The sequence below is a fragment of the Texcoconibacillus texcoconensis genome, assembly GCF_014202575.1.
In the GTDB taxonomy this organism is placed as follows: domain Bacteria; phylum Bacillota; class Bacilli; order Bacillales; family Salisediminibacteriaceae; genus Texcoconibacillus; species Texcoconibacillus texcoconensis.
Map to the genome: position 1 here is coordinate 1 of NZ_JACHHB010000020.1, position 25,736 is coordinate 25,736.

Consider the following 25,736-nt stretch of genomic DNA (forward strand, 5'->3'; position numbering starts at 1 on the left):
GGTTGAGTTTTAGCTATTTCCTCTATTCTTATCAGTTTTGTTTCCATTAGTTTCATCTACCTCTGCGTGTAGTTAATGTGTCCCTAAATAAGATGATGATAGGGAGTTCGCCTTTCCTCCATCGGAGTTACCCAACTTCATTGGTACTATGCAAACTCTCCGAATTCCTAACCGGCTTTTGGTTTCCTCGCTTTGTATCGCTTGTACACCATACTCCTTCTAAGTCTATAGAGAAGACCAGTTAGGACCTCCCGAGTTGCCACGACATATCCATGTGTGACGTGCCGAGGGCATTGACCCCGAGGAGCCTTCCTTTTCTTACCTTTAACGAAAAAGGAAGTTTTGCTTTCTACACGGACCAGTGTATCAGCACTCCCATTTGGGATTTCGAGGCTCAAACCCTTCAACCGTAGCTTACGGCCCATCACCTAACTGTCTACGCTTAAAGATCGGAGTTGCCTCCTATCCTCCAAGACTCGCTACGAGTGAGTGGCTAGCTCTTACTCGACGGGAATCCCACCCGCTATATGTCGCGACCTTGCTCGGTCGCTCGGTCCGTCCCTATGCTTCCGGCGAACCGGATCCGTCCCTATACTTCCCCTTGTACTTGTTGATACGTTGGTAGGGCAGTCATTGCTCCTTTAGTTGAAGCAGCTAGTGCACCGGATACACTCGCAAAACGTGTGATATCATAGGCTTCTTCTTCTGTGATAGAGGCGATGCTTTCCTCACGTTCATGAAGGCGATATAATAAACCGGACACAAACGCATCTCCTGCTCCTGTTGTATCAACAGTCTCTACTTTCATCGTTGGAACATGAATATGCTTCCCATCTCCATAGAAAACATCACTACCTTCTGCCCCTTTTGTCACAAAAATAAGCGGAATATTGTATTTTTGTAATTCTTTCATTCCTTCTTCTAACTCTTCTTCACCAGTGATAAAGGTGAGTTCTTCATCAGAGATTTTTAATACATCGGTTTGATCAAGCATTGAAACAATCGTTTCTCTAGCTGTTTCTTCATTTTCCCACAAACCGAGTCGTAAATTTGGGTCGTATGAAACGATCATTTCTCTTTCGCGTGCGATCTCAACCGCTCGCTTTGTCGCGGTTTTGGCCGGTTCACTAATCATACTGATCGAACCAAAGTGTAAAACATTATGTCCTTCTAAATAAGACGAATCAAATTCACTTTCTTGTAAAAAGCGGTCAGCACTTGGGTCAATGTAAAAATCAAATGACCGTTCACCGTTTTCGTCAATGGTGACAAAGGTTAGCCCCGTTCGCGCTTTGGTGGTTAAAAACATTGTATTAGTATGTACACCATTGGATGAAAGAGTTTCTTTCAAATAGTGTCCTAGCACGTCGTCACCAACTTTCCCTAGAAATGTCGACTGTGCACCAAGTCTAGCTAATCCGACGGCAACATTTGCAGGTGCACCTCCTGGGCTTTTTTGAAAGTGAAGATTATCGTGATCTATCGGAATAAAATCAATGAGTGCCTCACCTAAACTAAGGACTCCTTTAATCATTTTTATACCTCCTTCATTCGTTACAACACGTTACAACAAAAGTTCAAAACGACGTCGTAAATCGCCGCTTCCTGTTTCTCTGCTTTATGGCGTTATGTTGCCCGATAAAGATGCAAACACTTGATGCACATACATTTACAATAGAGCGCTTTCTCTTTTTCATAAACCATTAAATCCCACCTCGTAAATTTTAACCCAAAACTTGCTCATGCTTCCTAAGAAACACGAGAAGATGCCACTGTTTCAACTTCCTCCTGAGGTAAGGACACTTCATACACGTAAACAATGCACGCGATAACCAAGCTGACGGAATAAAACGGGAGAATCCCCGGAAACCAATTGAACAGCATATACGTGATGAACACACTGAGTACAACAGGCACTATACGAAAAGGATGTATAACGATTAAGTAGAGGCTATCTTTCAGTGCTTCTTTCCCTTTTTTCCCTTTCATAAAAGAAAGGACAAGCCCCATTGTTAAAGATACTAAAAACGCTACTACTAAAAGCAATGAAAAAACAAAAAAGTAAAAGATAAAACCTGTAAACCCGGTTACAATCCATAAATTAAGCATAGACAAACTAAACAAAAAGACGAGCAATAAAAAGGTCAGGTTACTTGCCAGAAACACTCGAACATACTCACGCTTATAAAAACGAAGTGGCGAAGGGCGGCTCCCCTTCATCCACTCTCTCAATAATGAAGCCGCTGCAACGGTCGCAGGATAAACACCTAAAACGACACCGCCAATCAGGGTGAAGAAAACCCAAAACAAGTTCACCATTGCCAAGCGCATCAGCCAGTCTGAAATGATATAAATGCCATTATGTGAACGTGTCATGCTTTCACCCTTCCTTATTTATCCTTCATTTAGATCCATACTGATTTTAGTGGTTGAATTTGTTGCTTAGCAACATTTAATTGTTGTCCTTCCTTACACTCTAAACTCATACGAAATTCTTTGATATCAGGTGAAGGAAAGAATAGATTCGTCAACACCACTTCCCCATCATTTGCAAAGACTTCTATGGACGAAGTATCCACAATGATTCGCAAATTCAGCTCTTCATTTGGACAAGATACAGGTGCTTCATAACATTCAGCAAAATCCTCAGAAAAACTTCTAACCCCTCTGCGACTACGGTCTACATAAAGTTTTCCTGTTCCCTTGTTATATACAATTGAGACGCCTTCTTCTGTACTTTCAAATACTGTCGCCTTAAATACATTAGCTTCTGTTATGTCTAAACTCAACTGCCATTCAAATGGCCCTTGTGGTTGTGGCAGAGAACGAATTTCTTGATTGAATAATGGAAATGATCGACTCGCATCAGAGGATGCTTTTAAACAATCTAATTCACGTATAGGTTCCTGGCATAAAATGACATTTCCTTGATGATCAGTCTTTAACATCACTTCACGAGGAATACTCATGGCACTACGCCAAGGTGATGTCGGCACTTCATTGGCATATAGCCAGTTGCTCATCCATGCTAACCATATACACCTCCCACCTTCAACGTTGGCAAACGATTGCGTAGCATAAAAGTCCTTTCCATAATCCAACCATCGAACATCTTGATGATCAGAGACAAACGATTTCCCCTCAAATTCACCAATAAAATATTGTCCACCAGAGCCACCAGCAACGGCTCCTTCACCGATGTCCACTTGTAAAATCCATTTCTTTTTCGGTCCACCATCTACTGGGAGCTCAATAAGGTCTGGACACTCCCAAACCCCTCCGTGCGCACCATATCCATCACCAAAACTACTGGTATATGTCCAATCCTTTAAATTTTTCGATTCATAGAAATAGACTTCTTGCCCTGCAGCTAAAACCATGACCCACTTTTGTTCCGGTTCATACCAAAGAACTTTTGGATCTCTAAAGTCTTCAACGCCTGGGTTCTTAATAACTGGATTTGCTTCATACTTTTCCCACGTTCTCCCAGCATCTCGACTATAAGCAATGCTCTGTTGTTGGTGTTCTTGGTCAGCATGAGTAAATATAGCAACGAGCCCATCTTCCCCATCGAAAAAACCAGAAGTATCACCGTAGTCGACGACGCAGCTTCCAGAGAAAATCATTCCTAATTCATCCGGATAAAGAGCAATCGGTAAATGGGTCCAATGCAATAAATCTGTACTAACGGCATGCCCCCAGTGCATCGGGCCCCACTGTTTACTAAACGGATGATATTGATAAAACAAATGATATTCTCCACGATAGTAAACAAGACCATTAGGGTCATTCATCCACATTTCTTCTGGCGTAAAATGGACTTGCGGACGGTACAATTCATGAAATTTCATATCTTCTTTTTCTTTTAACGGATTACTTGACACAGTCGCGCACCTCCACGAGCTTTTTTCATTTTATTTCATAGCTTCATATCCTTTAGTTTTTCGAACCTGTATGCGTTAAACCTTGAACGTAATAACGTTGTAGGAAGACAAAGACAAGTAACATCGGGATCGTTGCGACCGTTAGCGCAGCCATCATCGGTCCCCACTCAACAGGTTCTTGATTCATGAAATACTGCAAACCGATTTGAATCGTCCGTATGCTTTCATCTGAAGCAACAACAAGCGGCCATAGAAAGTCGTTCCAATGGTTGATAAACAATACGATTGCAACCGTTGCAAAGACCGGCTTAGATAACGGAACAATGATACGAAAGAAGATCCCTACTTGCGAACATCCGTCGATTTTCGCCGCTTCTTCTAATTCCTTAGGAAAATCTAAGAAAAACTGACGGAAGAGGAAAATAGCAAAAGCATTCGCAATAAATGGAACAATGAGTCCCGTGTACGTATTCACCCAACCTAAGTTAAAGACGAGCACATATAATGGTAAAAAGATACTTTCAGGCGGGATGATCAACGTAGCAATAATAACACCTAACCAAAACCCGGCGAATGGGATACGAAAACGAGCAAGCGCATAGCCCGCCATCGAATTAACAATGAGGCCAAAAATAATGATTCCACTTGTATAAATCAAACTATTGACGATATACCTAAACAAATCGGCACGCTCAAAGGCAATTCGGTAGTTTTCAAAATAACCACCTTCAATTTCTCCTGGCATCGGTGGCAAGAATGCCTGTAATGATCCCATATCCCTGAAAATTTGTACGTCTTCTTTCATAGAAGAAGCAATCATCCAAATTAGAGGAAATAGAAAAATGAACGCTAGAAAAATCATCAACATGTATACAAGAATTCGTCGGATTATACGTTTTCGTTTCATTTTTTCCTACCCCCGTTCCTCTGATGCTAGTTTTCGTTGAATGATTGCAACGATTAGAACGATGACTGTAAATACTACGGCCATTGCGGAAGCATAACCGACATCACGATAGTTAAATCCAACTTCATAGATGTGGTAGACTAGTGACTTGGTTGACCCTAATGGTCCACCTTGTGTCATGATCATTGGTTGAACTAACAGTTTAAAGGCGGCAATGGTAATCGTAATAAAAATAAATAATGAAATGTTTCGAAGGCCTGGAATCGTCACATGTAAAAACTTTTGCCAAGTGCTAGCACCGTCAATATCAGCCGCTTCATAAAGATGATCAGGTATATTCTGAAGTCCTGCAAGGAAAATCATCATTTGAAATCCTGCCCCTTGCCATACAGACATCGCGATAATGGAGTTCATTGCTTGATCAGGACTTGTTAAAAAAGGTTGCTCCGGAATACCAACAATGCTTAATAATTCATTAATCAAACCTTCACTTGGATTGTACATAAACGTCCAAAGAATAGATACTACGACTAGTGACATGACAACTGGAGAAAAATATGCGGTCCGAAAAAAAGTACGTCCTTTTAGCTTCTTATTAACGAGTAAAGCTAACCCTAAAGCGACTGCCATTTGAACCGGAACAACAATTACAGTAAAATAAACCGTATTCCAAAACGCTTGTCTAAATTGGGCATCATCAATAATTCCTCGAAAATTATCCAAACCTATAAATGAGCGATCATCAGGAGTGAGAATGTAAAAATCTGTGAAACTGTAGTAAAACATTACGCCCATTGGATAAAGGAGAAAAATAGACAGTAAGATAAGTGCTGGTGCTAGAAAAATGTAACCCGTTGCGGCTTCACGTGCTTCTTTCGTTTTTGAAAATACCCGCTTTTTTTGTGACATTATGCAATCACTCCGTTGTTTAGAGTCAGAGAGGGACGTCACATCCCTCTCTTTAAAATCGTGGATTAATCAGCAAACCTTTGAAGTTCACGTTCAACACGCTCAACCTGTTGATCGGCGACTTGTTGAAGGTCTTGATCTAACGAAGCTGCGTTATAAATTTCAGCAAAGGCATCTGTTAACACTGGATATGCAGGCGTTGCAGGACGAGCTCGCGCCGTTTCCGTTACTTGTTCTTTCATCACACTCCATGGTAACTCTTCAAAACGTTCCATATTTTCAAAGGCTGATTCTCTTGCTGGTGGCATCCCCGTCACCTCAGCTAATCCTTCTGTTGACTCTGCATTGGTCATCCATGCCATGAGTTCATAGGCTTCTTCTGGATGTTCAGAATTTGTCGTCATTCCATACGCCATACTTCCTGATGGAGATACAGGCTCATCTTTAACAGGGTAAGGCATCATTCCCCAATTTAAATCAGCATCTTCTGCAGATATTGCAATCCAAGGGCCACCAAGAGCCATCGCCGCGTTACCTTCTTCAAATTGCATCTCCCCTGGTGAATTACTTACAACACCTGCATCAAACAAGGATTGAATATATTCAAATGCCTCCACTGCTTCAGGTCCATTTAAATATCCATCAGCTGTCGAACCATCTTCTGCAATCAACGCTCCTCCGTTAGACCATACAAACGGCGCACCAGAAAATGTCATATATTCACCAATACCATAGTTCCAAAACTTGTTTAAGCCATAACGCTCATCCGTTGTTAATTGTTCTGCTACATCTTTAAATTCATCCCAATCCCATGCCTCATCAACTGAAGTTGGTACATCGATCCCTTCTTCTTCAAAGATATCTTTGTTATAGAAAAGGGATACAGACCCCTCCATTGCTCCTAGCGTATATAAGCTACCATCATATGTTCCTTGCTGAATAATCGAATCAACAAAGTCTTCTCTATCTTCGTCAGAAATATACTCATCAATCGATTGGATAACATCGGCATCTGCAAAACTTGCTGTATATGGTCCGTCAATTGCCATAACATCTGGGAGCTCTCCAGCAACCAACGCAGCATTGATACTATCACTGTAAGCACTTGCTCCATCATCAATAATAATTTCAGTGTCGACATGAATGTCTTCATGCGCATCATTAAAAGCATCAATACGCTCAATATAAAAGTTGGTTTCATCTTCGCCAGTTTGGTGAATCCAAAAATCTAGGACAACATCTTCATCACCCGTTGCCTGAACTTCAGTGTCAGCCTCTCCTGTTTCTACATCATCACTCGTTCCTTCATTTGTTTCTTCATTTGTTTCTTCACCATTCTCATCGACTTCTCCATTCTCGGTCTCAGTGGCTTCTTCTCCACCACACGCAACAGCTGTCAACAATGCCAATGTAGGTAAAGTCATTTTCCATTTCTTATTCATTTTGTTTCCCCCTTAATCTTTAATTTGTTATTAATGAAGAACATGAACAACTGAGTCAGACCTTTACAACACCTCCTAAACTTAATAAGTACTTTCTGACACGTTTACGTAATCGTTTACGTAAACGATTAAATAAAAATCCCGTTTATTTAAAACGAAATTTTTCAGCTTGATGAACGTTCTATAAACTGAGAAGGTAAATACTCGATTCGACTCCGACCTTTATCTCCTTCAATCCGTTCAAGTAAGCGCATAACACTTCGCTTCCCTAATTCAAATGACGGTTGTTTAACAGTAGATAATGGTGGAGATGTAATCTTCATCCAATCGTGATCGTCATAACCAACAATCGCTACGTCTTGTGGAATCTTTTTTCCATATTGTTGCAAGGCTGCCATTGCACCTACAGTCATAATGTTATTAGCAACAAAAATTGCTGTTACACCTTTGTCGATTAACTCTTTTGCTAAAGTAAAACCATTTTCATAGTTTGGTATACCAATTTTTATAGTTGAGATAACTTCTTGCTGTTCATGGTCAGCTATAACTTGTTGAAAACTTTCATATCGATCATTACTTGTCGTCACTCCTAAAGTCCCGCAAATCATACCAATTTGTTTGTGTCCCTTTTCTATCAACGATTGAACCGCTTGATATGTGGCTCCCTTATTATCTACTAAAATCATGTCACCAAAGCTTTGATCAATTTTACGATCAATAAATACAACTGGATAATTATCATTGATCAACTCAACATATTTGTCTCCTTCACCAAGTGAAGGGGCTATGATCAGTCCATCGATAAGTTGTGTATTAAACCCTTTAATTTGTTCCTTCTCTGTCTCAAAATCTTCATTTGAATTACTTAAGATTAAATTATATCCACGTTCCTTTAACCCTTGTTCTATTCCATTAGCAATTGACATAAAGAAGAAGTTTGAGATATCTGAAGCCACTAATGGTACAAGCAACCCAATTGTATTTGTTTTTCTACTCCGCAAGCTTCTTGCTACTGAGTTGGGTTGGTAGTCTAGCTCCCTCATCGCTTCATAAACTCGTTTCTTCGTTTGTTCCGAAACGAACCGAGTTTCATTAATAACATGAGAAACGGTTGCGGTTGAAACATTGGCTCTTTTTGCTACATCCTTAATGCTCATACGTTCCATAAGACATCCTCTTTCTTTGTTAAACGTTTACGTAAACGTTTAACTGTTGTTACTCACAGTTTACAACCATAAATTCCCTGTGTCAATGAAGCGCTTACATTTGTGCGTATCAAGTTTTTCTATAGGGTCTTCTTTACGAACCTAAACAGTACTCTATTCTTAAATGCTTTTAGCTACCTTGCCATCTCTTGACCCCTGAATATTTTTATCACTTTCTACAACTATGACCTTTTCAAAACCATTCAAGCTGTCAAAGGATTTGTGCCATTTTCACTTTTATAGTTTTTATCATTTTCGCGCTCATTGTTTAATGTCCAGGATCTGAGCATTCTTCTCTTTTTATTCGAAAAGATATATGCCTTTATTAAACGTATTTTACAACTTTGTCGCTATTTCTCAGCTTCAAGTTGACTTATTCGTTTTTCAAGTGCTTCTATTTTTGCATTTTGCAGTTTATTTATTTCAATGAGTTCAGAAACTTGATTGATCGTTTCTCTAGTCAGTCTTTTTAATTCTTCGTATTCAGATAAACTTGATGAAGCTTCACTTCTCATATTTCCTTTATCGCTATTATCTACATGAATTTCATAACCCTCTCCCATCACTTCTTTTACTGTCTTGAAAATGAAATCCTTATATCGATTTTCAATCCAGTCTGCCGCAAATTCATTTGAAGCTTTAACAATAATAGTATTACCCTCAATCTCCGCTTCAGTTTTAACGAACCATGTTTCGAAGCTTGGTTTAGGTATTTCGTTACTAATTTTTTTTAGAACTTGGTTCCACCATTCATTCCCATTCTCAGCCATAGCTATTTCTCCTTTTTCTATAACTTGTCCTTATAATATCCCATTTATTATACTTCATCCCGGTTTTAAGAAAATAAAACCAACACCTTCCTTCGATTTTCATAATGGTTTTGCATAATCCCTTAGAATAATCAAATGATTGGAGTTGCTAGCAAACATCTTTAATGTTTCTGAGATTACGACAAGCAAGCTTTTGGGAGGTAAATATGGAAAATGGACATGACAAAAAACAGTGTCCTTGAAAAAGAACACTGTTTTTACTAGAGAGGGGCTAAAACAAATAACCTTTTTGGTTAGTTGAACAAACTTTTCTAAATTCACTAGAAAAATGATTACAGTGAGATTACAAAACCGGCGAACCCGATCCGTCCCTATGCTTCCCTTTATACACTCTTGCTTCATAAGGTTGGAGTGTCGTTTTTGAATTAAATTGTTTCTCGCCTTTATAGTTACCAATTAACAACTCGGGTTGATTGATCTCAATGTTTTCAGGAACATTCACTTCCACAGTTTCGTCACTGAAATTTGTGAGAACAAACAGGATATCATCATCTAAACGTCTTTTATAAGCAAAGACTTTCTCGTCCTCAGGTAAAAGTAACTCATAATCTCCATAAACGATCACATCGTGTTCTTTTCGCAGTTGGATGAGTTTTCTATAATAATGGAAGATCGATTCCTCATCTTGAAGTGCCTTTTCAGCATTAATCGTTTCATAATTGTCGTTTACTTTTATCCAAGGTTCACCTGTCGTAAATCCTGCATGAGGTGAATCATCCCATTGAACAGGGGTTCTCGCATTATCTCTGCCTTTAACGTATATGGATTCCATCACTTCATTCTTGTCTCTACCCTTTTCATAAACTTGCTCGTTATAATAATTAATCGTTTCAATATCTCGGTAATCTTCAATGGAATCAAATTTAATATTTGTCATACCGATTTCTTCACCTTGGTATATATAAGGCGTGCCCTGAAGCATGTGCAGAAAAGTTCCGAGCATTTTTGCAGATTCGTCATGATAATTTTTGTCATCACCAAATCGTGAAACAACCCTTGGTTGATCATGGTTATTTAAATACAGGCTATTCCATCCGATTCCATTCAGTCCAGTTTGCCAGCGACTAATGCTCTTCTTGAGATCTCTCAAATCCAAAGGTTTTAAATCAAATTTCCCCCCTGGACCGGAATCTAAATCCATGTGCTCAAACTGGAAGACCATTTGTAATTCATTTCTATTTAAATCCGTATACTTTTTCGCTTCTTCAACATCGACACCCGGCATTTCGCCTACAGTCATAACGTCGTAACCTTTTAATGCCTTTTCATTCATTTCCTGAAGAAACTCATGAATGCGTGGCCCGTTCATGAAAAATTGACCGCCAGACGCATACGTTTCGTCTTCTTCTTTAGGTGCATCGGGTAAGCCAGGTGTTTTAGAAATAAAGTTGATAACATCCATTCGGAATCCATCTATTCCACGATCGAGCCACTTACGCATCATCGTGTATATTTCTTCCCTAAGCTCTGGGTTTTCCCAATTTAAATCCGGCTGTTTCGGGCTGAATAAATGCAAATAATAGTCTTCCGTCTCTTCATTATATTCCCAGGCCGAGCCACCGAAAGTTGCACCCCAGTTGTTAGGTTCTTTGCCGTCTTCTTTTCCTGAGCGCCAAATATAATACTCTCTATATTTATTATCTTTTGATTTTTTCGCTTCCTGGAACCATCCATGTTCATCAGACGTGTGGTTAACAACTAAATCCATGATTAATTTCATGCCTCGGTTATGAACCTCGGCCAATAAATGTTCCCAGTCTTCCATCGTTCCGAAGTCTTCCATAATCTGATCGTAATGAGATATATCATAACCATTATCATCATTTGGAGATTGATAAACTGGAGAAAGCCAAATGACATCGATCCCTAAATATTTTAAGTAATCAAGCTTCTCTATGATTCCAGGGATATCGCCAATCCCATCCCCATTACTATCATTAAAACTTCGCGGATAAATTTGATAAACGACGCTTTCTTTCCACCAATTTCTTTCCATTACCAATACCTCCACTTATTTTCGTAAGTTGATTTTATTTTATAGAACCTTTCATAACGCCACCTATAATAAAAATCCAAGGCGTCGCTTTGTCTCTGCTTTACGTCTTCAATTAAACTTTATTTTTTAAGATCAACGCTTCAAACGGGGCTAATTCAACGTTCAAAGAACAGTCTTTCACATTCCACGTTTCATTTTCCTTCTTGCCGTCAATCAACACGCGTTCGTAAGTTCCATCTTTAAGATCGCATAGGCTAAACTGGACATTCTCGTCGCTACTGTTTAATGCGATGATGAACGTGTTTTTGTCGTCGGACCGTTCGTAAGCGGTATAAGCTGTACCTTCTTGGGCAGAAAGGAAACGGAAACGACCGTCCCGGAGTGCACGATATTGTTTTCTTAACTGAATCATTTGTTGGTAAAATGTGAATAAATCCCGATCTTGATCAGATTCGTCCCATACCATCGGTTTACGGCAATCTGGGTCGTGATCGCCATCCATACCGACTTCATCGCCGTAATAAATACAAGGCGTTCCTGTAAACGTCAGTTGGAATAGCGCCGCCAGCTTCATTAGTTCTTTACTGCCATCAGCGACCGTCAGCAAACGCGGTGTATCGTGGGAATCTAGTAAATTAAATGAGACTTCATTGACTTGTTGTGGATAAGCAATTTGCATTTCCTGGATCCGGCCCATAAATTGATTCGCATCGATTTCCCCTTTTGCAAAGAAGTCTAAGATACTGTTTGTAACAGGATAGTTCATGACAGCATCAAACTGGTCACCTTGAAGCCAAGCGTTCGAGTTATGCCAAATTTCTCCGAGAATATAGGCTTCAGGATTCGCCTTTTTCACAACTTGGCGGAATTCTCGCCAAAATTGGTGATCAACTTCATTGGCAACATCAAGGCGCCATCCATCGCAGCCAATGTCTTCAATCCAATAGCGGGCGACTTCGAGTAAATACGCCTTCACTTCAGGATGCTCGGTGTTTAATTTTGGCATAGAAGCGACGAAGCCAAATGTGTCATAGTTCAGTTCTGGTTCTGTTTTTAACGGAAACTCACGAACATGGAACCAGTCAGCAAAACGCGATTTTTCTCCATTTTTCAATACGTCTTGGAAAGGCGGGAAGTAGTAGCCTGAATGGTTGAACACCGCATCGAGCATGACGCGAATCCCGCGTTTGTGGGCTTCAGCGACCATCTTTTTCGCCAACTCATTATCGCCAAAATGAGGATCAACCCGCATGTAATCGATCGTATCGTATTTATGGTTGCTGAACGCTTCGAAGATCGGACAAAAATAGATGGCATTAATACCCAGTTCCTGTAAGTAATCTAAGTGATCGATCACACCTTGTAAGTCACCACCGAAAAAATTGTCTCTCTTCGGTTCCGCATCAGAAGTCCATGCTTCTACACCTTCAGGGTTCAGCGAAGGATCTCCATTAGCAAAACGCTCTGGGAAGATTTGATAGAAAATCGCATCTTTCACCCATTCAGGTGGCTCGTTGACATCGACAGGATTTAAGAATGGAAATTCAAACATTCCTGAAGGGGACCATAGCATACCAATACCCGACGAGTTCATGCTGCCTTCTTTAAATCCAAGCTCGTTATAGTAAACTTGTTTTTCATCTTTATCAAAGCGAAAAGCGTACGCTAAACGACGGAATGGAGGTTTCACTTCCGTTTCGTAATAGTCAAATAACCTATCGCTGGCAACTTTTTTCATTTCTTGTGTGGTGATCGTTTCCGGTTGAAAGTTGTACTTATCTCCCCAAATGAGGTGGACATGATCAACATCATCCCGCTTTGTTCGCACGCGAATATGAACCGTTTCCCGGTCGTAAGCATAGGCATAATGGGATTTTGGTTGGTGGTGAATCGCTTCCAATAACATCGTTAAAAACCTCCCTGTAAAGTTTAGAATCTATGGATTATTTTCTTAAACACGATTTTTAAGATTGCTAGAAACATTCACATGACGTATTTAGTTTTCGGCGGGGCGCGGGGGTGGTATGTGCAAACGCTTGCATTAACAGGTAATATAAACATTTCTTATCTTCACTTAAACCGATAAGAAATGGTGAACTTAGTATACCACGACAAATGTAAGCGCGTCCATGAGAAGAAGACAATTCGATTATTGTATGACACGAGTGAAAGGTCTGTAGAGACAAGTGGACAAGGGTGGGTCGAAACCTGAATAAGCTACCAGGTACTTTTCCTCTCAATTCAATGATGATCAAGACTGTCAATCAGAAGTATAGCAAGATATTGCAAATGAGGACACTCGTTTGCATAGTTAAAGTCAACCAATTCACGTAACTATGAAAAACTTTGTATGTAACAACACAATGAAACAGTTAGTACGGATATCCATAATGAAAACCACCTGAACATGAATGATATCAATGTTCAGGTGGTTTTAGTCGCTTAGAGGATGTTTCATTCAATGAAAGATTACAATGAGATTGCAAAATTGGCTAACTGGATCCGTCCCTTTGTTTTAATAAGCTACCAGGTACTTTTCCTCTCAATTCAATGATGATCAAGACTGTCAATCAGAAGTATAGCAAGATATTGCAAATGAGGACACTCGTTTGCATAGTTAAAGTCAACCAACACACGTAACTATGAAAAACTTTGTATGTAACAACACAATGAAACAGTTAGTACGGATATCCATAATGAAAACCACCTGAACATGAATGATATCAATGTTCAGGTGGTTTTAGTCGCTTAGAGGATGTTTCATTCAATGAAAGATTACAATGAGATTGCAAAATTGGCTAACTGGATCCGTCCCTTTGTTTTCCTTTCTTAAATTATTTTGCTGACAGATGTTTCTTTATATCTTTGACACTCAGTAACTTACCGGTAGTAATGACTTCACCGTCAACAGCAAAGCCAGGGGTGCTCAGCACTCCGTAATTCATGATGTCTTCCAAGTCCTCCACTTTAACTACTTCCGCTTCGAGACCGAGATCAGTTATCGCTTCCCTAGTTCTTGCTTCTAGCTTTTTGCACTTTGCACAACCGGTTCCTAAAATTTCAATTTTCATCATTATCCCTCCACATATTATTTAAAAGAATAGCACGCCTACAAGAAAAGCAAGCAATGTTGTAAACCCAATAACTAAAGCAATATAAACTCCTGCCCGCTTAAGGCCCATAACTCTTGAAACAACAATCATATTCGGCAAACTCATCGTTGGCCCTGCAAGTAGAAGGGCAAGGGCAGGCCCTTTAGCCATGCCTAGATCAAGAAAACTATTCACAATTGGCACTTCTGTAAGTGTGGCAAAATACATGAACGCGCCAAAAATTGAGGCAAGGAAGGTTGACTGAACCGTATTCTCACCAGCTGCGGCTGACATGAACGTTTCCGGTATTAATACCGTAATCACACCGGCAATAAAAATCCCTACGACGAACAGCGGAATGATTTTTTTAACCAAATCAAATGTTTCTAAACACCAGCTCCACAATTCATCCTTGTCGAAAAACAGCACAAGCTGGATAACTAGTATGACTAATGCCCCAAGCGTCACGAGAGGCATGTTCATACCTGACAGTAACATAACCAAAAGCGTCAAAAAGAACAGTACGTTTTGCCAGGTATTTCTCGGAGAAGCGTCTTTTACCTCAAACATCTTAGCATTTTTGTCTGTATTGTCTTCTTTCTTCTGAAAGATAAGCTGCATAATGAATCCAATGATGATCGCTAATATAACCGCACCCACAACTCGGGCAGCCCCTATGTCTACACCGATAAAACTGAACGTAAAGGTGATCGCAAGCAGGTTAATTGCAGGGCCGGCAAAAAGAAACGTGACAGCAGGACCGATACCTGCCCCTTTTTTCCAAATACTCGTGAACATTGGCAACACCGAACACGAACAGACTGTGAGGATAATACCTGAAACAGAGGCCATCGAATACGAAACAGATTTCTTAGCATTCGGTCCAAAATACTTAAGCACCGCTCCTTGCGACATAAACTGAGCGATCGCTCCTGAAATAAAGAAGACAATCGTTAACGTAATGGTTCGAGGCAAGGTAAAATACTCCACAAGAAACTGCCATCCGGCATATAAAATCTCCATCATCAGTCTTCCCCTCCTAAAAGAAGGTCCATGTTCTTAATAGAAGGGTTCAATGTATATATGGTGAACTTCCCCTCTCTCCTCGCCTGGATAACATCTCCTCGTTCCAAAAGTTTAAGATGGTGAGTCACCGTTGAACTCTTGCTACCCAGAGCTTCGACCAGCTCGCAAAGGCAACATTCCCGCATAGCTAATAAAGACACAATTTTAAGGCGTGTGCCGTCACCAAGCGCTTTAAAGAAGGCAGCTTTCGCATTGATTTCTTCCTCCTCCTTAAGGTAAGAGAACTTTTCCTGCGTCTCTTTTAAAAGTTCTTCGCATTCTTCCTTATTTAAAATCATCCACTCATTCATTGCCATGCCTCTCACCTGCCTTTTTATGATCTCTATTAAATATATCATTTTCACACTAACAAAACTATATTACTAGTTTTATAGTTTTGACATTTTTATGACAAGATATGGTTGGTATGGATTTAGTTTCTCGAGCATGGAAAATTGGATCATTCAATCCAAAATGACAAAAAACCCGTTTCTTCATCACCGAAATGCATGTTCAGTGAGAAAGAAACGGGTCGGGATCCTGGCAGCAGGGATGCTAACATTCTTCATTAAGGTGATCATTTATTACAATATGATTACAAAACCGGATAACAAACTCCGTCCCCGCGCTTCCCGTCCCTGCTTCCCCCAAAAAACGTCAAAAAAAAAGCCCTAATCATAGGGCTTTTTTTCATATTACTTCTGTACGTTTGCAGCTTGTGGTCCACGTTGACCTTGCTCAACATCAAAGTTTACTGCTTGGCCTTCTTCAAGTGTTTTGAAACCTTCACCTTGAATTGCTGAGAAGTGAACAAATACGTCGTCTTGTCCTTCAACTTCGATAAAACCGAAACCTTTTTCTGCGTTAAACCATTTTACTGTACCTTGTGTCATAGAAAATTCCTCCTGTGTGGGTTTTGCCCACAATTTATTACTAGTTGTGCTCTTCATTTAATCAATCCAGAGGAATTTACTTGTTAAAGCTTTCATCTTTCTTTCATATCCGAACATCAATTAGCTAACTTTAGTATAACCCATAACCCCAAATAAAGATACCCTTTTTTTGAAATCTTTTAAGTGGAATTACAGGGACGGATCGAGCGACCGAACAAGGTCGCTCGATCCGTCCCTGTGCTTCGCTCGGTATTGCAATAGTGTTATAAATAAACCCGATTTAAGGTCCTACATAATCATTTTCGTAAAACTGCCCTTGGACGTAACTCCCCTCTGGGTAATAGAAGATCCCGTGGCCATGGAAGTCTCCGTCGACAAACTCTCCTTCGTAGAAGGATCCGTCAGAAAATTCATAGACCCCATAGCCATGTCGGAGACCGTCGTACACATCGCCTTCATATGTATCGCCATTCGCCCATGTAAAACTGCCATACCCATGCGGCGTGCCTTGCTCTACTTCCCCTTCATAAACCGTTCCATCGGAGAATTCGATGACTTCGTCGTTTGGGCTCTCATCTGGGTTTTCAAACGGGGAGACCATATCATCTTCTTGGTGAACCGCATCTTCATTTGCATTCATTGCATCACCTGGAATGTTATCAATAACGTATTCACTTACCCATCCATATTCACCATTGGACGTTTTTACAGATAGCCATAAACGACCATCGTGATCATAGGCAACGTCATCGGTGTAAAACAAGTCTTCCCCTTCCATAACAGTTGTGACAACACCACTATTTAGATGAGGCTCATACCGCACGTTCGCCCCTTCTACATCTAAAAATAGCAGCTCAGCGCCTCTTCCTGTATCCACTTCGTCCTCTTCCTCATTGGCCTCCTCGCCAAAGGGGAAAAATCCACGGATGTCGTCAACAACATCAAAGTCATTGTCTCCAAAGAAAGCGTCCCACGAGAACCAAGCCACAAGAAGTAACAGCACCCAACGCTTATGGAAGCGTTTTTTACGTCCGTTCTTCCAGCGACCTTTCCAATCGACTTGCTGTTCGGAAAACAAAGTGCCATAACCGTGAGGTACATCATCGAATACCTCACCAGCATAGATGTCACCGTTACGAAAACAGACCACACCCATATTCAACCCGCTTCGCTGTCTCACTTTATTCATATATACTGTACCTTCAGGAAAACGAACCCCGCTATCGAGTTGAAGTGCCACCTTCATCCCACACAATGACCCATTCCATAATTGATAGACTTCGGCTAGTTTCGCTTCATAGAAGTCACGATGAAACTGTGAAATGTAAGCTTCAATCATTTGCCTACACTGCGAGTGGCGATTAATACTGTGGAGAACCTTCACTTTTTCAAATAGATAATGACTTTTACCACCGCTGTAACGAATCGCCTCATCGCACTCTTTCAATGCCTGTTCAAAGGATCCTGATGCCAAACATTGCTCTGCTCGCTTTACGTACAAATCTGGGTTTGTATCTTTTTGTTTTTCATGAATGACATTGGTTGTTTTCCACATCAGATTATGCCACCAAACTATTGGCGATAGTTGAGTTCTTCAACCATTTGCCCTTCGCGATTGATTTTATCGAGCACTTCTTGATCGACTTCATAGAAGTCAGTTTCAGCTTCCATCGTCACTTTGTCGTAAGTGTTATCCAGCTCGTTTTTCTTCGTGTAGACAACCGTTCGGTTACGAATTTTATCCATAAAACGATCAATTTTTGCGGTTGCTCTGTGCATGCGATTGCGGGCGCTATAACCAAGGTGGCGTTCAACAAAGTTTGCGGCTGTGTTATTCAACCAGTCGCGCACGCCTTCCCAGAATTTCACGACGAAACGGCCAATCCCTTTTAACGCTCTTTTAAATACCCAACCGATCGCATTTGCTGTATTTTTCAAAAAGTTTAGCACGCTTTCTTCCTCCTTTATGACTGTGATTGAACCTCTTGTTGGTACTCCTCTTCTGTGATCGTTTCGGATTTAACGACATTTACTTTTGGCTGATTCGGGTAGCGATGCTGAATGTACGTGTATGCTGTATCAAAATCCGATATCTCCAAGGCATTTCGTTCGTTTTTCAAACTATTAATCGCAGCGAATAAGGTCATATCTTTTATATCCGCGCCTGTAAGGTTTGTGTATTTATGTGCGAGAACGGACGGCGTAATCGTTTTCTCCAACGGGAGGTCTGCAGATAAATGAGTGGACCAAATCGACATACGCCCCTTCTCATCGGGCAAGGTGAATGGAATATTCGCTAAAATGCGGCGGCGAAACGCGTCGTCGTAGTTGTCAACGAGGTTGGTCGTAAAGATAACGATGCCATCAAATCGTTCGAGCTCCATGAGCATTACACTGCGCGTAATATTCACCCCGTAATCAGCTGATTGATTGACGTCTGTCAGCCGTTTGCCAAGGAAAGAATCCGCTTCATCAAACACGAGGATCGCCTCTTCTTCCTTCGCTTTTTGAAAGGCTTTTTTAATATTTTTCGGTGTCTCTCCGACGTACTTTGACTCAAGATCCGCGTAATTCACCTGGTATAGCTTTTGGCCTAATTCTCCTGCCACCGCTTTCGCGAGCATGCTTTTCCCTGTCCCGGGAGGACCAAAGAAATTTAAGATGACGCTGTTTCCTGTTTCGGTGCGGTGGTCTAAGCCCCAATCCTCAAATAACGTTTTGTGATGCTTAACGATAAGTAACGCCGAGTCGAGTTGTTGACGCATCTCTTCGTCGATATACACATCGTCTAAGGAAACCGTTGGGTGCTCAACGTCTAAAAACGCGTCTTCTTCTGTACGATGTGTAGACGGTTCGCTTTCCTGTTCACTAGGCGCTTGATTCGAAATATGAATGCTTTTTGGCACAGGGTAATATTTGCTTGTATATTGTTCGATCGACTTTGCAACATGTTGGGTCATTTGCTTGAGAAGTCCGTCGTCTAACAATCGTTCTTCTCCATCGATCGAAGCATAAGGCGCACCTTCAATGATGATGGAACACGTTTGATCTTTAATCGTAAAATCTTTTTGAATCGTTTTTCGGCGCACTTCTTGAATGTCGTTTTGCTTTTTTCGAAACATCTTTGTACTCCTTTACTGTCCTATCCTTGGTTGTCCTTGACCATCAATTTCGTAAAAGGCATCGTAAAATAACTGGGTAAAACGTTCTTTGCGACATAACTGTAAGCTTTGCTTTTGCTCATAAACATCATTCATTTTCATGCCTGCTTTCCCTAAACTGTAAACGAGGCGCGCAGCGATGAGTACTCCTGTCGGGTCGGGGATCAACGCATCACCAAGTACGTCAGAAGCTAATCCTGTAGCCACGTCTGCACCGACGCCAATCGCTTGGAAAACGGCAAATTCCGTAACAGCAACTTTCATGACGCTCTCAAACTTCTGACGAGCTTCTTCAGCATCCATGCCGTTCTTTTTGTCGTACATATATTTCAGCAAGCCACTCGTAACGGTGATCGCAAGAAACGCACCGTTTAACGCCAATATGTCCGTAAATGACTGCTCTAATATAGGCAGTGACACCCCTGCAAGCAGATGGCTGAACGTCGTGTTCGTCGTATAACCGACGAGCCCTAACGCCCCGCCCATCACTGACAGGGAAACCCCTTGTCGGATCAGTTCTTCCCTTTTTACCATCCACGGCCGTGGGTCGTTTTTCAACTTGATCCCTTCAATGACAAGCCCTGTTATTGCAAACAGTGCAGCCGTCCCGCCGACGGATATCGCTCCATAAGAAAACACGCCAGGGATCATTTCGCTTTGCTGGTGCACTAACGTCATTTCGAGCTTTTCCTGAGCCGACGTTTGCATCCCGAAATATTCTTGCGCCGTTTCGTTTTGGAAGTTGCCCGCATGTAGGTGCTCGTGATGCGCGTCTGAAGTGGCAAACAAAATGTTTTCATGGTCTGCTGCCAGCTCGAAATCATTCGGATTTTTGTGAACGACTTCCATATGATGGCCTTCTATGTCATCAATAGGATAAGGCGTTCCTCTTTCCCATGAAGCGATTTGTTCAATCTCTTCATCTGTAAAATAATCGACCTTTCCGTCATTACCAATGAACTGAAAGACTTCGTTCGGCGCATTTACCTCGTCTTGGGCAAAAAATTGATAAACTTCCCATTCATTTTGCACGCCTGCATTTCTGGCCGAATCCATTGACGTGTAATCTGATGATTGCAAACGATCCATCAAATCTTGAAACGAACCAGTCGTCTCTTCTTCATAATTGAGGTATTCCAACTCACTCGGCTCATAGATCGCTTTATCAGCCATCCATTGCGTGCCGATATATGTCGTCGCTACCAGTTCCCCTTTTCGGTTCGACGAGGACCTACGCTGATTGGTTCGCGTTTTTCGCAATATTGTCATCTGTGGATCACCCTACGGTTTGTTGGTCTGAATTCATAATCATCTTTGTGAACTCGGGCTTAACTTGCGCTTCTAACTTCGAAAAGATATCTGAATAGACGGATTGATAATACACTTGTGTCGCAGGATAGAATCGGTCCATATCCCATCCGCCAAGTAAGCGGCTGTATTTTTGGATGTTCGTCCCTTTCTTTGCTTCTTTTTCATGACTAAGAAACGATTCATGTGCTTGCTTGATCGCTTGCAGTGCTTTGAAATTGTAGCTGCGTTTTTCTTGTTCACTCGGTGCTTGGTTTGTGAAATAATCCATCAGCTTCTTAGATATCACTTCATAACGCTTTTTTTGTGCCTCGTCTTGAGCAAGAAAAGAACGGTCGAGCGCTGAATCTAGTTTTTCTATTTCTTCGATATCTGCCTCTGATAATGAACCGTTTTTATCAAGTTTGTTCATATATGACTCAAGCTTTTTCAACGTTGCGTTGAGGTGATCGGCACGTTTTCCTTCCACTTCATTCATATAGTTGTTGCCTAACTTCAACGATGCATCTAGCTGATCAAAGGCATAAGTGAAATCTTCCGCCTGACAATGATCCAAAAACACACGTAATGTGCGCTGCATACGCTCAATGGCACTTTTGCGAATACGATCGTTTGTCGCTTGAGTCAATGGTTGAATGGCCGCAATATATCCTTCAACAAGCTTTCTAGATGACGGATGTTTGTTGATGGCTGATTCGAGAATATCGACCTTTTTCGCACGATTGTCTTCTTGTTGCACATGTGTCAACCAAGCGTTGATTTCTCGCTCTTCCTCTTCTATGTAGACATTAAAGCGATCGAGCAATTGTTGTGTCTTTTCTTCAATGCGTCGCTCTGTTTCTTCTGTGACGCGCCCTCCAATCCTTTGTAACTCTTGATTGGCCGCTGATTGACGCTCGCTCATTTCCGTTTTTTGTTCGTCAGTTAACATTTGGAACCGATACTGAATCTCTTGTTGAAGACGCGTTGCAATTTGCTTACCTTCCTCTTGCAAATCCTTCTTCATTTCCGCCTTAAGTTCTTGATATTCTTTCATTTTCGATAATTGCTTTTTCATCCTTTGTCCATGGATCACAAGCGCCCCTACACCAATTAGTAGAATCACTTGCATAACGATTAAAATAACGTCCAATGATTGACACCCCTAACTTTTAACCTAGGAAAATAATCTTATTTAAAACGCTATTATACCATTTTTTCACACAATCTTCCTATCATTTTCGACACGATTTGAAGTGGGGGATATCTAATTTGTTCAAGGTGGGGGGTCACTATATAAACATTTCCGGAAAAAGGAGATTACTGAGGGGGGGTATTTTTTTAGGGTTTGTAGGGGCGCTGAGGTGTCATTTTGAAAGCTGATTTGTGGGCGCTCTATTACTGCAATTCTAAAAAAATCATAAGTTTCGTTTCACCAGGCTTTAAACCCGAAGACCTCTTAAGTCGAAAATTTATAGTCTATCCGACGTTTTCAATGTCGGTGCTTTCAACGATTTGTTCGCTCGTAAGTCGACTGTATATATGTTTTATTCTAAGGTATTGTTCATACGAAACGTTCACTCGAAAAAACAACCTGTAGGTTTAAAAGGCAGGAAATGGTTTATATAACGCATCGTTTTACGGTTCGGTAGGACGTTTTTAGCAATCGAATCCGACATGAGTGTTAAGGGACCTTTGCCGATCCATTTAACAATCGACCCGTCGATGTTAAAATCTGATAAAAAATCCCCCATTTTACGGAAATCATCATACTTATATGGTGGGGAGAGATTTAATCGGGGCATTCTCTACACTAGAGCTGCCCCAGGGCCTTCACATCTGGGTTTGATATGGGAGCAGGAAATCCATCACTATAGCTTCGTCGTAAGCTTCATTCTGATACCTGCTCATAAGCTCATATAATCTATGACAAAATGATTACAAAACTGGCAAACAAGCTCCGTCCCTGTGCTTCCTCTCCTTTGCATTACAATGATTTCATATCTGGCTAACACAAACCGTCACTGTGCTCTTAAAAAAAACGTTTCTTCATCACCGAAATGCATGTTCAGTGAAAAAGAAACGGGTCGGGATCCTGTCAGCAAGGACGTCAACATTCTTCTTTAAGCAGAAATATATGGTTGGAAGGCTTGTTCTAATTTTTCAGTTAGTTGTTTAAATTGGGGAAGGGCCGTGTCCTGCATGATTTCACCTCCCTCCCCCCGAGCTGTTTCGATTGCTTCATCGTATCTGTATTTTTTTCATTTTTTTATTTCTCTTTATGCTACTAAATCTATTGAACTTCACTCACTTCTATTTATTACATTATAATTACAAATCCCGCTAACGAGCTCCGCCCCCGTGCTTCCGGTGCTTCTCTTGTCTTTTGGATCAAATTACGACATTAAACGGAACATTATGCTAAAATTAAACAAGGTATTTATACATATTTACATAATCCTGAATTATTCACAGAGAATCTTAGGTCAATGACCACCCCCTTGTACACCAAGGGTTCACGCTAAGTTGACCGTTCACCTCATAAATGAAAAAAGAACCCATTTCTGTTACGGTTAAAGTACCAACAAAAACCAACAGAAAGGGTTCTTCCAATGGCTACTTTACCGAAAATGACACTCGATTTCAACCGTCAAATCAAATTATCCAATAATGGGGGTGAACTCTCCTCAGATACGGGTACTTTGTTATTTAGGGAGTTCGATGAAAAAATCAGTTTTTCCCATACATTAGCGAACCATCTACAGCTCAACGACGAAAGAAAGTACTATGTTCATTCCAATGAAGACTTGTTACATCAAAAGCTTTATCAAATCATCGCCGGTTACGCTGAGGACGATGCAGCCGATCAATTGACTCATGATCCTGTTTTCACACAACTCCTAGAAAAAGATGCTTTAGCTTCTCAACCCAGTTTGTCACGCTTTTATGATCGGTTTGATCCCCAATCGATCGAACAATTACATCGAGCTAACCAGGAACTTTTAGATAAAGTCCATCAATATAGAGAGTCCGAGGCACTGATCTTTGATTTGGATTCGACCCATGCGGATACATACGGTGACCAAGAATCAACGGCTTTCAATACCCATTATGGCACCGTCGGTTTTCACCCTTTGGTTGCTTTTGATGGTGTTACAGGCGATTTTCTGAAGGCTAAGCTCCGTCCAGGCAATGTCTACACGTCCAAGGGTGTAGTAGATTTTGTCAAACCTCTCATCGCCCATTACAATGAAAAGTTTCCGGAAATAACCCCATTCTTTCGTGGGGATAGTGGTTTTGCGGTTCCAGAACTGTACGAACTATGTGAAGCTGAATCCGTCTATTACGTGATTCGATTGAAATCCAATCCCAACCTGCAGCGGTTGGCTGATGAGCTTCAACCTTCCACTTTTCCGTCCGATATGACAAGGACGGAATGTCACTTTTTAGAAACGGAATATCAGGCGAAGTCATGGCCTAAACCAAGGAAAGTGATTATCCAATCCGTTCGCCCGGCGGGCGAATTGTTTTTTACATATTCGTTCTTCGTCACAAACCTTACAAGCACTTTTGCGCCTAAGGATATTGTCCGATCTTACCAAAAAAGAGGCACCATGGAAAACTTTATCAAGGAAGCGAAAGACGGATTCGATCTGGATAGAATGAGCAGTCATTCCTTCCAGGCCAACGAAGCAAGGATGGTGCTCAGTCTGCTTGCGTATAACTTGACCAACTGGATGCGTAGCCTATGTTTTCCGGAGGAACAGAAAAGCATGCAGGTTCAGACCATACGTACCAGAGTGATTAAGGTTGCATGCAAATTGGTCAAATCTGGGCGCTCCCTTTATTTCAAGCTATCGTCCAGTTTTGTCTATCAAGCATTTTTCTGGAAAGTTCTCCAGCGGATCCAAGCGTTAAAGCTGGAGTGAGAAACGACGTTCAAATATACCCTATTTTCAAAAACTTATTTACAGACCAAGGGAGACGTGTGTCCAAAAATCAGGATTTTTCGGTGATGATGACTTTACTCTTTCACCATCTTTGGAATGACCTTCACATTTTAGTATAATCATTCGATTTCATATCAACTTAAGTTCTTTCTTGGAAGTATGAATAATTCAGGATAATTTTTGATTTTACAATGTGTTTTAACAATCTGTGAAATAAGCTTGATGACTGACGAAGGGATGAGTGGTTTGAAAGGACGGCACGTTATTGCATTAGCATCTATCATGAGCGTACTGATGGTCACAATCGTTGTCATAGGATTATTCCTTTACGCAGAAATGACCGGACAAAAAATTACACTTGTAGATAAGGATGAATCAACAGCCGTTGCATCAGCTGATTCACCGGAAACCTCTCATTCTAACACTGACCTAGAGGGATGGATGGAGGAAGAAGGCATTGACCGATCAAGCGGCTTATCAATTGAGGAATTTTGGCGTATTTACAACTACCTTGCCCCTGAATATGACGTGCCCATTCTCGAGGAAGATGAATTTGATTACACAGATTTATTAGAAAGGAGAATGCATCACATCAGACCCGGTATTTACCTAGGGTACACCACGTTAGGGACGAAAGAAGCGTTCTTAAAAGGAGATGGGTATGATACTTATCGGCAAAGTGATTTAGAAGAAATGTTTGAATTGATGGTCAGAATTGTCGAGGGGGATGACAGTAGAAACGCAAGAAACGCCTACCAATCGTTTAAAGACCTTTATAAAACAGACTCACTTCGAGGAAATAACGTGCGTTACAGCGGCGGTTATTATGGATTGGACTATACGGTATATGCCCCAATCGAACTTGAAGAAGACAGTGAAGATGGGGATGAAACAGCAGCCGTTTCTCCCCTATCGAATGATGATCCTTCTGATATAAACGAAGAAAACACCTTCATCTCAAACGATGAAGTTAGAGCCGTCAACAACGTTTTTCACACTGTAGAACATAAGTTGGATAAATCATGGAAGAATGAATATCCTCTCTTTACAAATAACCAAAATAAAAAGCTAACCAAGGAAGGGATTGCTTACATTATCTCTAAATATGTTGAATT

General features: G+C 41.0%; 20 protein-coding genes and 1 pseudogene. 2 read left to right on the plus strand and 19 right to left on the minus strand.

Annotated elements, in window-relative coordinates; all coding sequences use genetic code 11:
* Positions 1 to 589 precede the first annotated feature (589 nt).
* The 19 genes from HNQ41_RS15860 to HNQ41_RS15950 form a co-directional block, all read right to left on the minus strand.
* Positions 590 to 1,534, minus strand: coding sequence for an aminoimidazole riboside kinase (locus HNQ41_RS15860; RefSeq protein WP_184665422.1), 945 nt, complete (start codon positions 1,532 to 1,534; stop codon positions 590 to 592).
* Between the two features lie 215 nt (positions 1,535 to 1,749).
* Positions 1,750 to 2,376, minus strand: a complete 627-nt coding sequence (locus HNQ41_RS15865) for a YesL family protein (RefSeq protein ID WP_184665423.1) — start codon at positions 2,374 to 2,376, stop codon at positions 1,750 to 1,752.
* A 29-nt stretch (positions 2,377 to 2,405) separates the two neighbouring features.
* Positions 2,406 to 3,884, minus strand: a complete 1,479-nt coding sequence (locus HNQ41_RS15870) for a GH32 C-terminal domain-containing protein (protein ID WP_184665424.1) — start codon at positions 3,882 to 3,884, stop codon at positions 2,406 to 2,408.
* 52 nt (positions 3,885 to 3,936) lie between these two features.
* Entirely contained in the window at positions 3,937 to 4,791 is an 855-nt protein-coding gene (locus HNQ41_RS15875; RefSeq protein ID WP_184665425.1) for a carbohydrate ABC transporter permease, read from the minus strand.
* 6 nt (positions 4,792 to 4,797) lie between these two features.
* Positions 4,798 to 5,700: a carbohydrate ABC transporter permease gene (locus HNQ41_RS15880; protein WP_184665426.1), complete on the minus strand. Its 903-nt coding sequence runs from the start codon at positions 5,698 to 5,700 to the stop codon at positions 4,798 to 4,800.
* 65 nt (positions 5,701 to 5,765) lie between these two features.
* Positions 5,766 to 7,142, minus strand: a complete 1,377-nt coding sequence (locus HNQ41_RS15885) for an ABC transporter substrate-binding protein (protein ID WP_246421752.1) — start codon at positions 7,140 to 7,142, stop codon at positions 5,766 to 5,768.
* Between the two features lie 164 nt (positions 7,143 to 7,306).
* Positions 7,307 to 8,308 (minus strand): LacI family DNA-binding transcriptional regulator, encoded by a 1,002-nt coding sequence (locus tag HNQ41_RS15890; RefSeq protein ID WP_246421754.1) that lies wholly within the window; start codon positions 8,306 to 8,308, stop codon positions 7,307 to 7,309.
* Positions 8,309 to 8,697: 389 nt separating this feature from the next.
* Positions 8,698 to 9,117 (minus strand): DnaA N-terminal domain-containing protein, encoded by a 420-nt coding sequence (locus HNQ41_RS15895; RefSeq protein WP_184665427.1) that lies wholly within the window; start codon positions 9,115 to 9,117, stop codon positions 8,698 to 8,700.
* Between the two features lie 343 nt (positions 9,118 to 9,460).
* The gene (locus HNQ41_RS15900) at positions 9,461 to 11,173 is read right to left on the minus strand and encodes a glycoside hydrolase family 13 protein (RefSeq protein WP_184665428.1); all 1,713 of its coding nucleotides are present in this window, start codon (positions 11,171 to 11,173) and stop codon (positions 9,461 to 9,463) included.
* Between the two features lie 112 nt (positions 11,174 to 11,285).
* The gene (locus HNQ41_RS15905) at positions 11,286 to 13,079 is read right to left on the minus strand and encodes an alpha-glycosidase (protein WP_184665429.1); all 1,794 of its coding nucleotides are present in this window, start codon (positions 13,077 to 13,079) and stop codon (positions 11,286 to 11,288) included.
* A gap of 928 nt (positions 13,080 to 14,007) precedes the next feature.
* A complete protein-coding gene (locus HNQ41_RS15910) occupies positions 14,008 to 14,244 on the minus strand; it encodes a thioredoxin family protein (RefSeq protein WP_184665430.1) in 237 nt (78 codons plus the stop codon).
* Between the two features lie 21 nt (positions 14,245 to 14,265).
* Positions 14,266 to 15,291: a permease gene (locus HNQ41_RS15915; protein WP_184665431.1), complete on the minus strand. Its 1,026-nt coding sequence runs from the start codon at positions 15,289 to 15,291 to the stop codon at positions 14,266 to 14,268.
* Positions 15,291 to 15,647, minus strand: coding sequence for an ArsR/SmtB family transcription factor (locus HNQ41_RS15920; RefSeq protein WP_246421757.1), 357 nt, complete (start codon positions 15,645 to 15,647; stop codon positions 15,291 to 15,293). The genes HNQ41_RS15915 and HNQ41_RS15920 overlap by 1 nt, the downstream gene beginning before the upstream one ends.
* Before the next feature lie 378 nt (positions 15,648 to 16,025).
* Positions 16,026 to 16,223 (minus strand): cold-shock protein, encoded by a 198-nt coding sequence (locus HNQ41_RS15925; RefSeq protein WP_184665432.1) that lies wholly within the window; start codon positions 16,221 to 16,223, stop codon positions 16,026 to 16,028.
* A 280-nt stretch (positions 16,224 to 16,503) separates the two neighbouring features.
* Positions 16,504 to 17,778 carry an SH3 domain-containing protein gene (locus tag HNQ41_RS15930; RefSeq protein WP_184665433.1) on the minus strand — a complete coding sequence of 425 codons (1,275 nt, stop codon included), beginning with the start codon at positions 17,776 to 17,778 and terminating at the stop codon, positions 16,504 to 16,506.
* Positions 17,779 to 17,795: 17 nt separating this feature from the next.
* Entirely contained in the window at positions 17,796 to 18,173 is a 378-nt protein-coding gene (locus tag HNQ41_RS15935) for a hypothetical protein (protein ID WP_184665434.1), read from the minus strand.
* A 14-nt stretch (positions 18,174 to 18,187) separates the two neighbouring features.
* Positions 18,188 to 19,345, minus strand: coding sequence for an ATP-binding protein (locus HNQ41_RS15940; RefSeq protein ID WP_184665435.1), 1,158 nt, complete (start codon positions 19,343 to 19,345; stop codon positions 18,188 to 18,190).
* Positions 19,346 to 19,357: 12 nt separating this feature from the next.
* A complete protein-coding gene (locus HNQ41_RS15945; protein WP_184665436.1) occupies positions 19,358 to 20,653 on the minus strand; it encodes a hypothetical protein in 1,296 nt (431 codons plus the stop codon).
* Between the two features lie 7 nt (positions 20,654 to 20,660).
* Positions 20,661 to 21,824 carry a coiled-coil domain-containing protein gene (locus tag HNQ41_RS15950; protein WP_184665437.1) on the minus strand — a complete coding sequence of 388 codons (1,164 nt, stop codon included), beginning with the start codon at positions 21,822 to 21,824 and terminating at the stop codon, positions 20,661 to 20,663.
* Positions 21,825 to 23,283: 1,459 nt separating this feature from the next.
* Here HNQ41_RS15950 and HNQ41_RS15955 point away from each other — a divergent pair.
* Positions 23,284 to 24,600: an IS1380 family transposase gene (locus tag HNQ41_RS15955; protein WP_184665438.1), complete on the plus strand. Its 1,317-nt coding sequence runs from the start codon at positions 23,284 to 23,286 to the stop codon at positions 24,598 to 24,600.
* A gap of 267 nt (positions 24,601 to 24,867) precedes the next feature.
* Positions 24,868 to 25,736: pseudogene (locus HNQ41_RS16550) on the plus strand (hypothetical protein); the annotation flags it as partial.

Coding starts and splice junctions, on each gene's coding strand:
- HNQ41_RS15915 (WP_184665431.1), bottom strand. CDS start 15,291: ATGATGGAGATTTTATATGCCGGATGGCAGTTTCTTGTGGAGTATTTT.
- HNQ41_RS15945 (WP_184665436.1), bottom strand. CDS start 20,653: ATGACAATATTGCGAAAAACGCGAACCAATCAGCGTAGGTCCTCGTCG.
- HNQ41_RS15930 (WP_184665433.1), bottom strand. CDS start 17,778: ATGTGGAAAACAACCAATGTCATTCATGAAAAACAAAAAGATACAAAC.
- HNQ41_RS15925 (WP_184665432.1), bottom strand. CDS start 16,223: ATGACACAAGGTACAGTAAAATGGTTTAACGCAGAAAAAGGTTTCGGT.
- HNQ41_RS15875 (WP_184665425.1), bottom strand. CDS start 4,791: ATGAAACGAAAACGTATAATCCGACGAATTCTTGTATACATGTTGATG.
- HNQ41_RS15905 (WP_184665429.1), bottom strand. CDS start 13,079: ATGTTATTGGAAGCGATTCACCACCAACCAAAATCCCATTATGCCTAT.
- HNQ41_RS15910 (WP_184665430.1), bottom strand. CDS start 14,244: ATGAAAATTGAAATTTTAGGAACCGGTTGTGCAAAGTGCAAAAAGCTA.
- HNQ41_RS15880 (WP_184665426.1), bottom strand. CDS start 5,700: ATGTCACAAAAAAAGCGGGTATTTTCAAAAACGAAAGAAGCACGTGAA.
- HNQ41_RS15890 (WP_246421754.1), bottom strand. CDS start 8,308: ATGGAACGTATGAGCATTAAGGATGTAGCAAAAAGAGCCAATGTTTCA.
- HNQ41_RS15920 (WP_246421757.1), bottom strand. CDS start 15,647: ATGGCAATGAATGAGTGGATGATTTTAAATAAGGAAGAATGCGAAGAA.
- HNQ41_RS15885 (WP_246421752.1), bottom strand. CDS start 7,142: ATGAATAAGAAATGGAAAATGACTTTACCTACATTGGCATTGTTGACA.
- HNQ41_RS15940 (WP_184665435.1), bottom strand. CDS start 19,345: ATGTTTCGAAAAAAGCAAAACGACATTCAAGAAGTGCGCCGAAAAACG.
- HNQ41_RS15900 (WP_184665428.1), bottom strand. CDS start 11,173: ATGGAAAGAAATTGGTGGAAAGAAAGCGTCGTTTATCAAATTTATCCG.
- HNQ41_RS15895 (WP_184665427.1), bottom strand. CDS start 9,117: ATGGCTGAGAATGGGAATGAATGGTGGAACCAAGTTCTAAAAAAAATT.
- HNQ41_RS15865 (WP_184665423.1), bottom strand. CDS start 2,376: ATGACACGTTCACATAATGGCATTTATATCATTTCAGACTGGCTGATG.
- HNQ41_RS15860 (WP_184665422.1), bottom strand. CDS start 1,534: ATGATTAAAGGAGTCCTTAGTTTAGGTGAGGCACTCATTGATTTTATT.
- HNQ41_RS15955 (WP_184665438.1), top strand. CDS start 23,284: ATGGCTACTTTACCGAAAATGACACTCGATTTCAACCGTCAAATCAAA.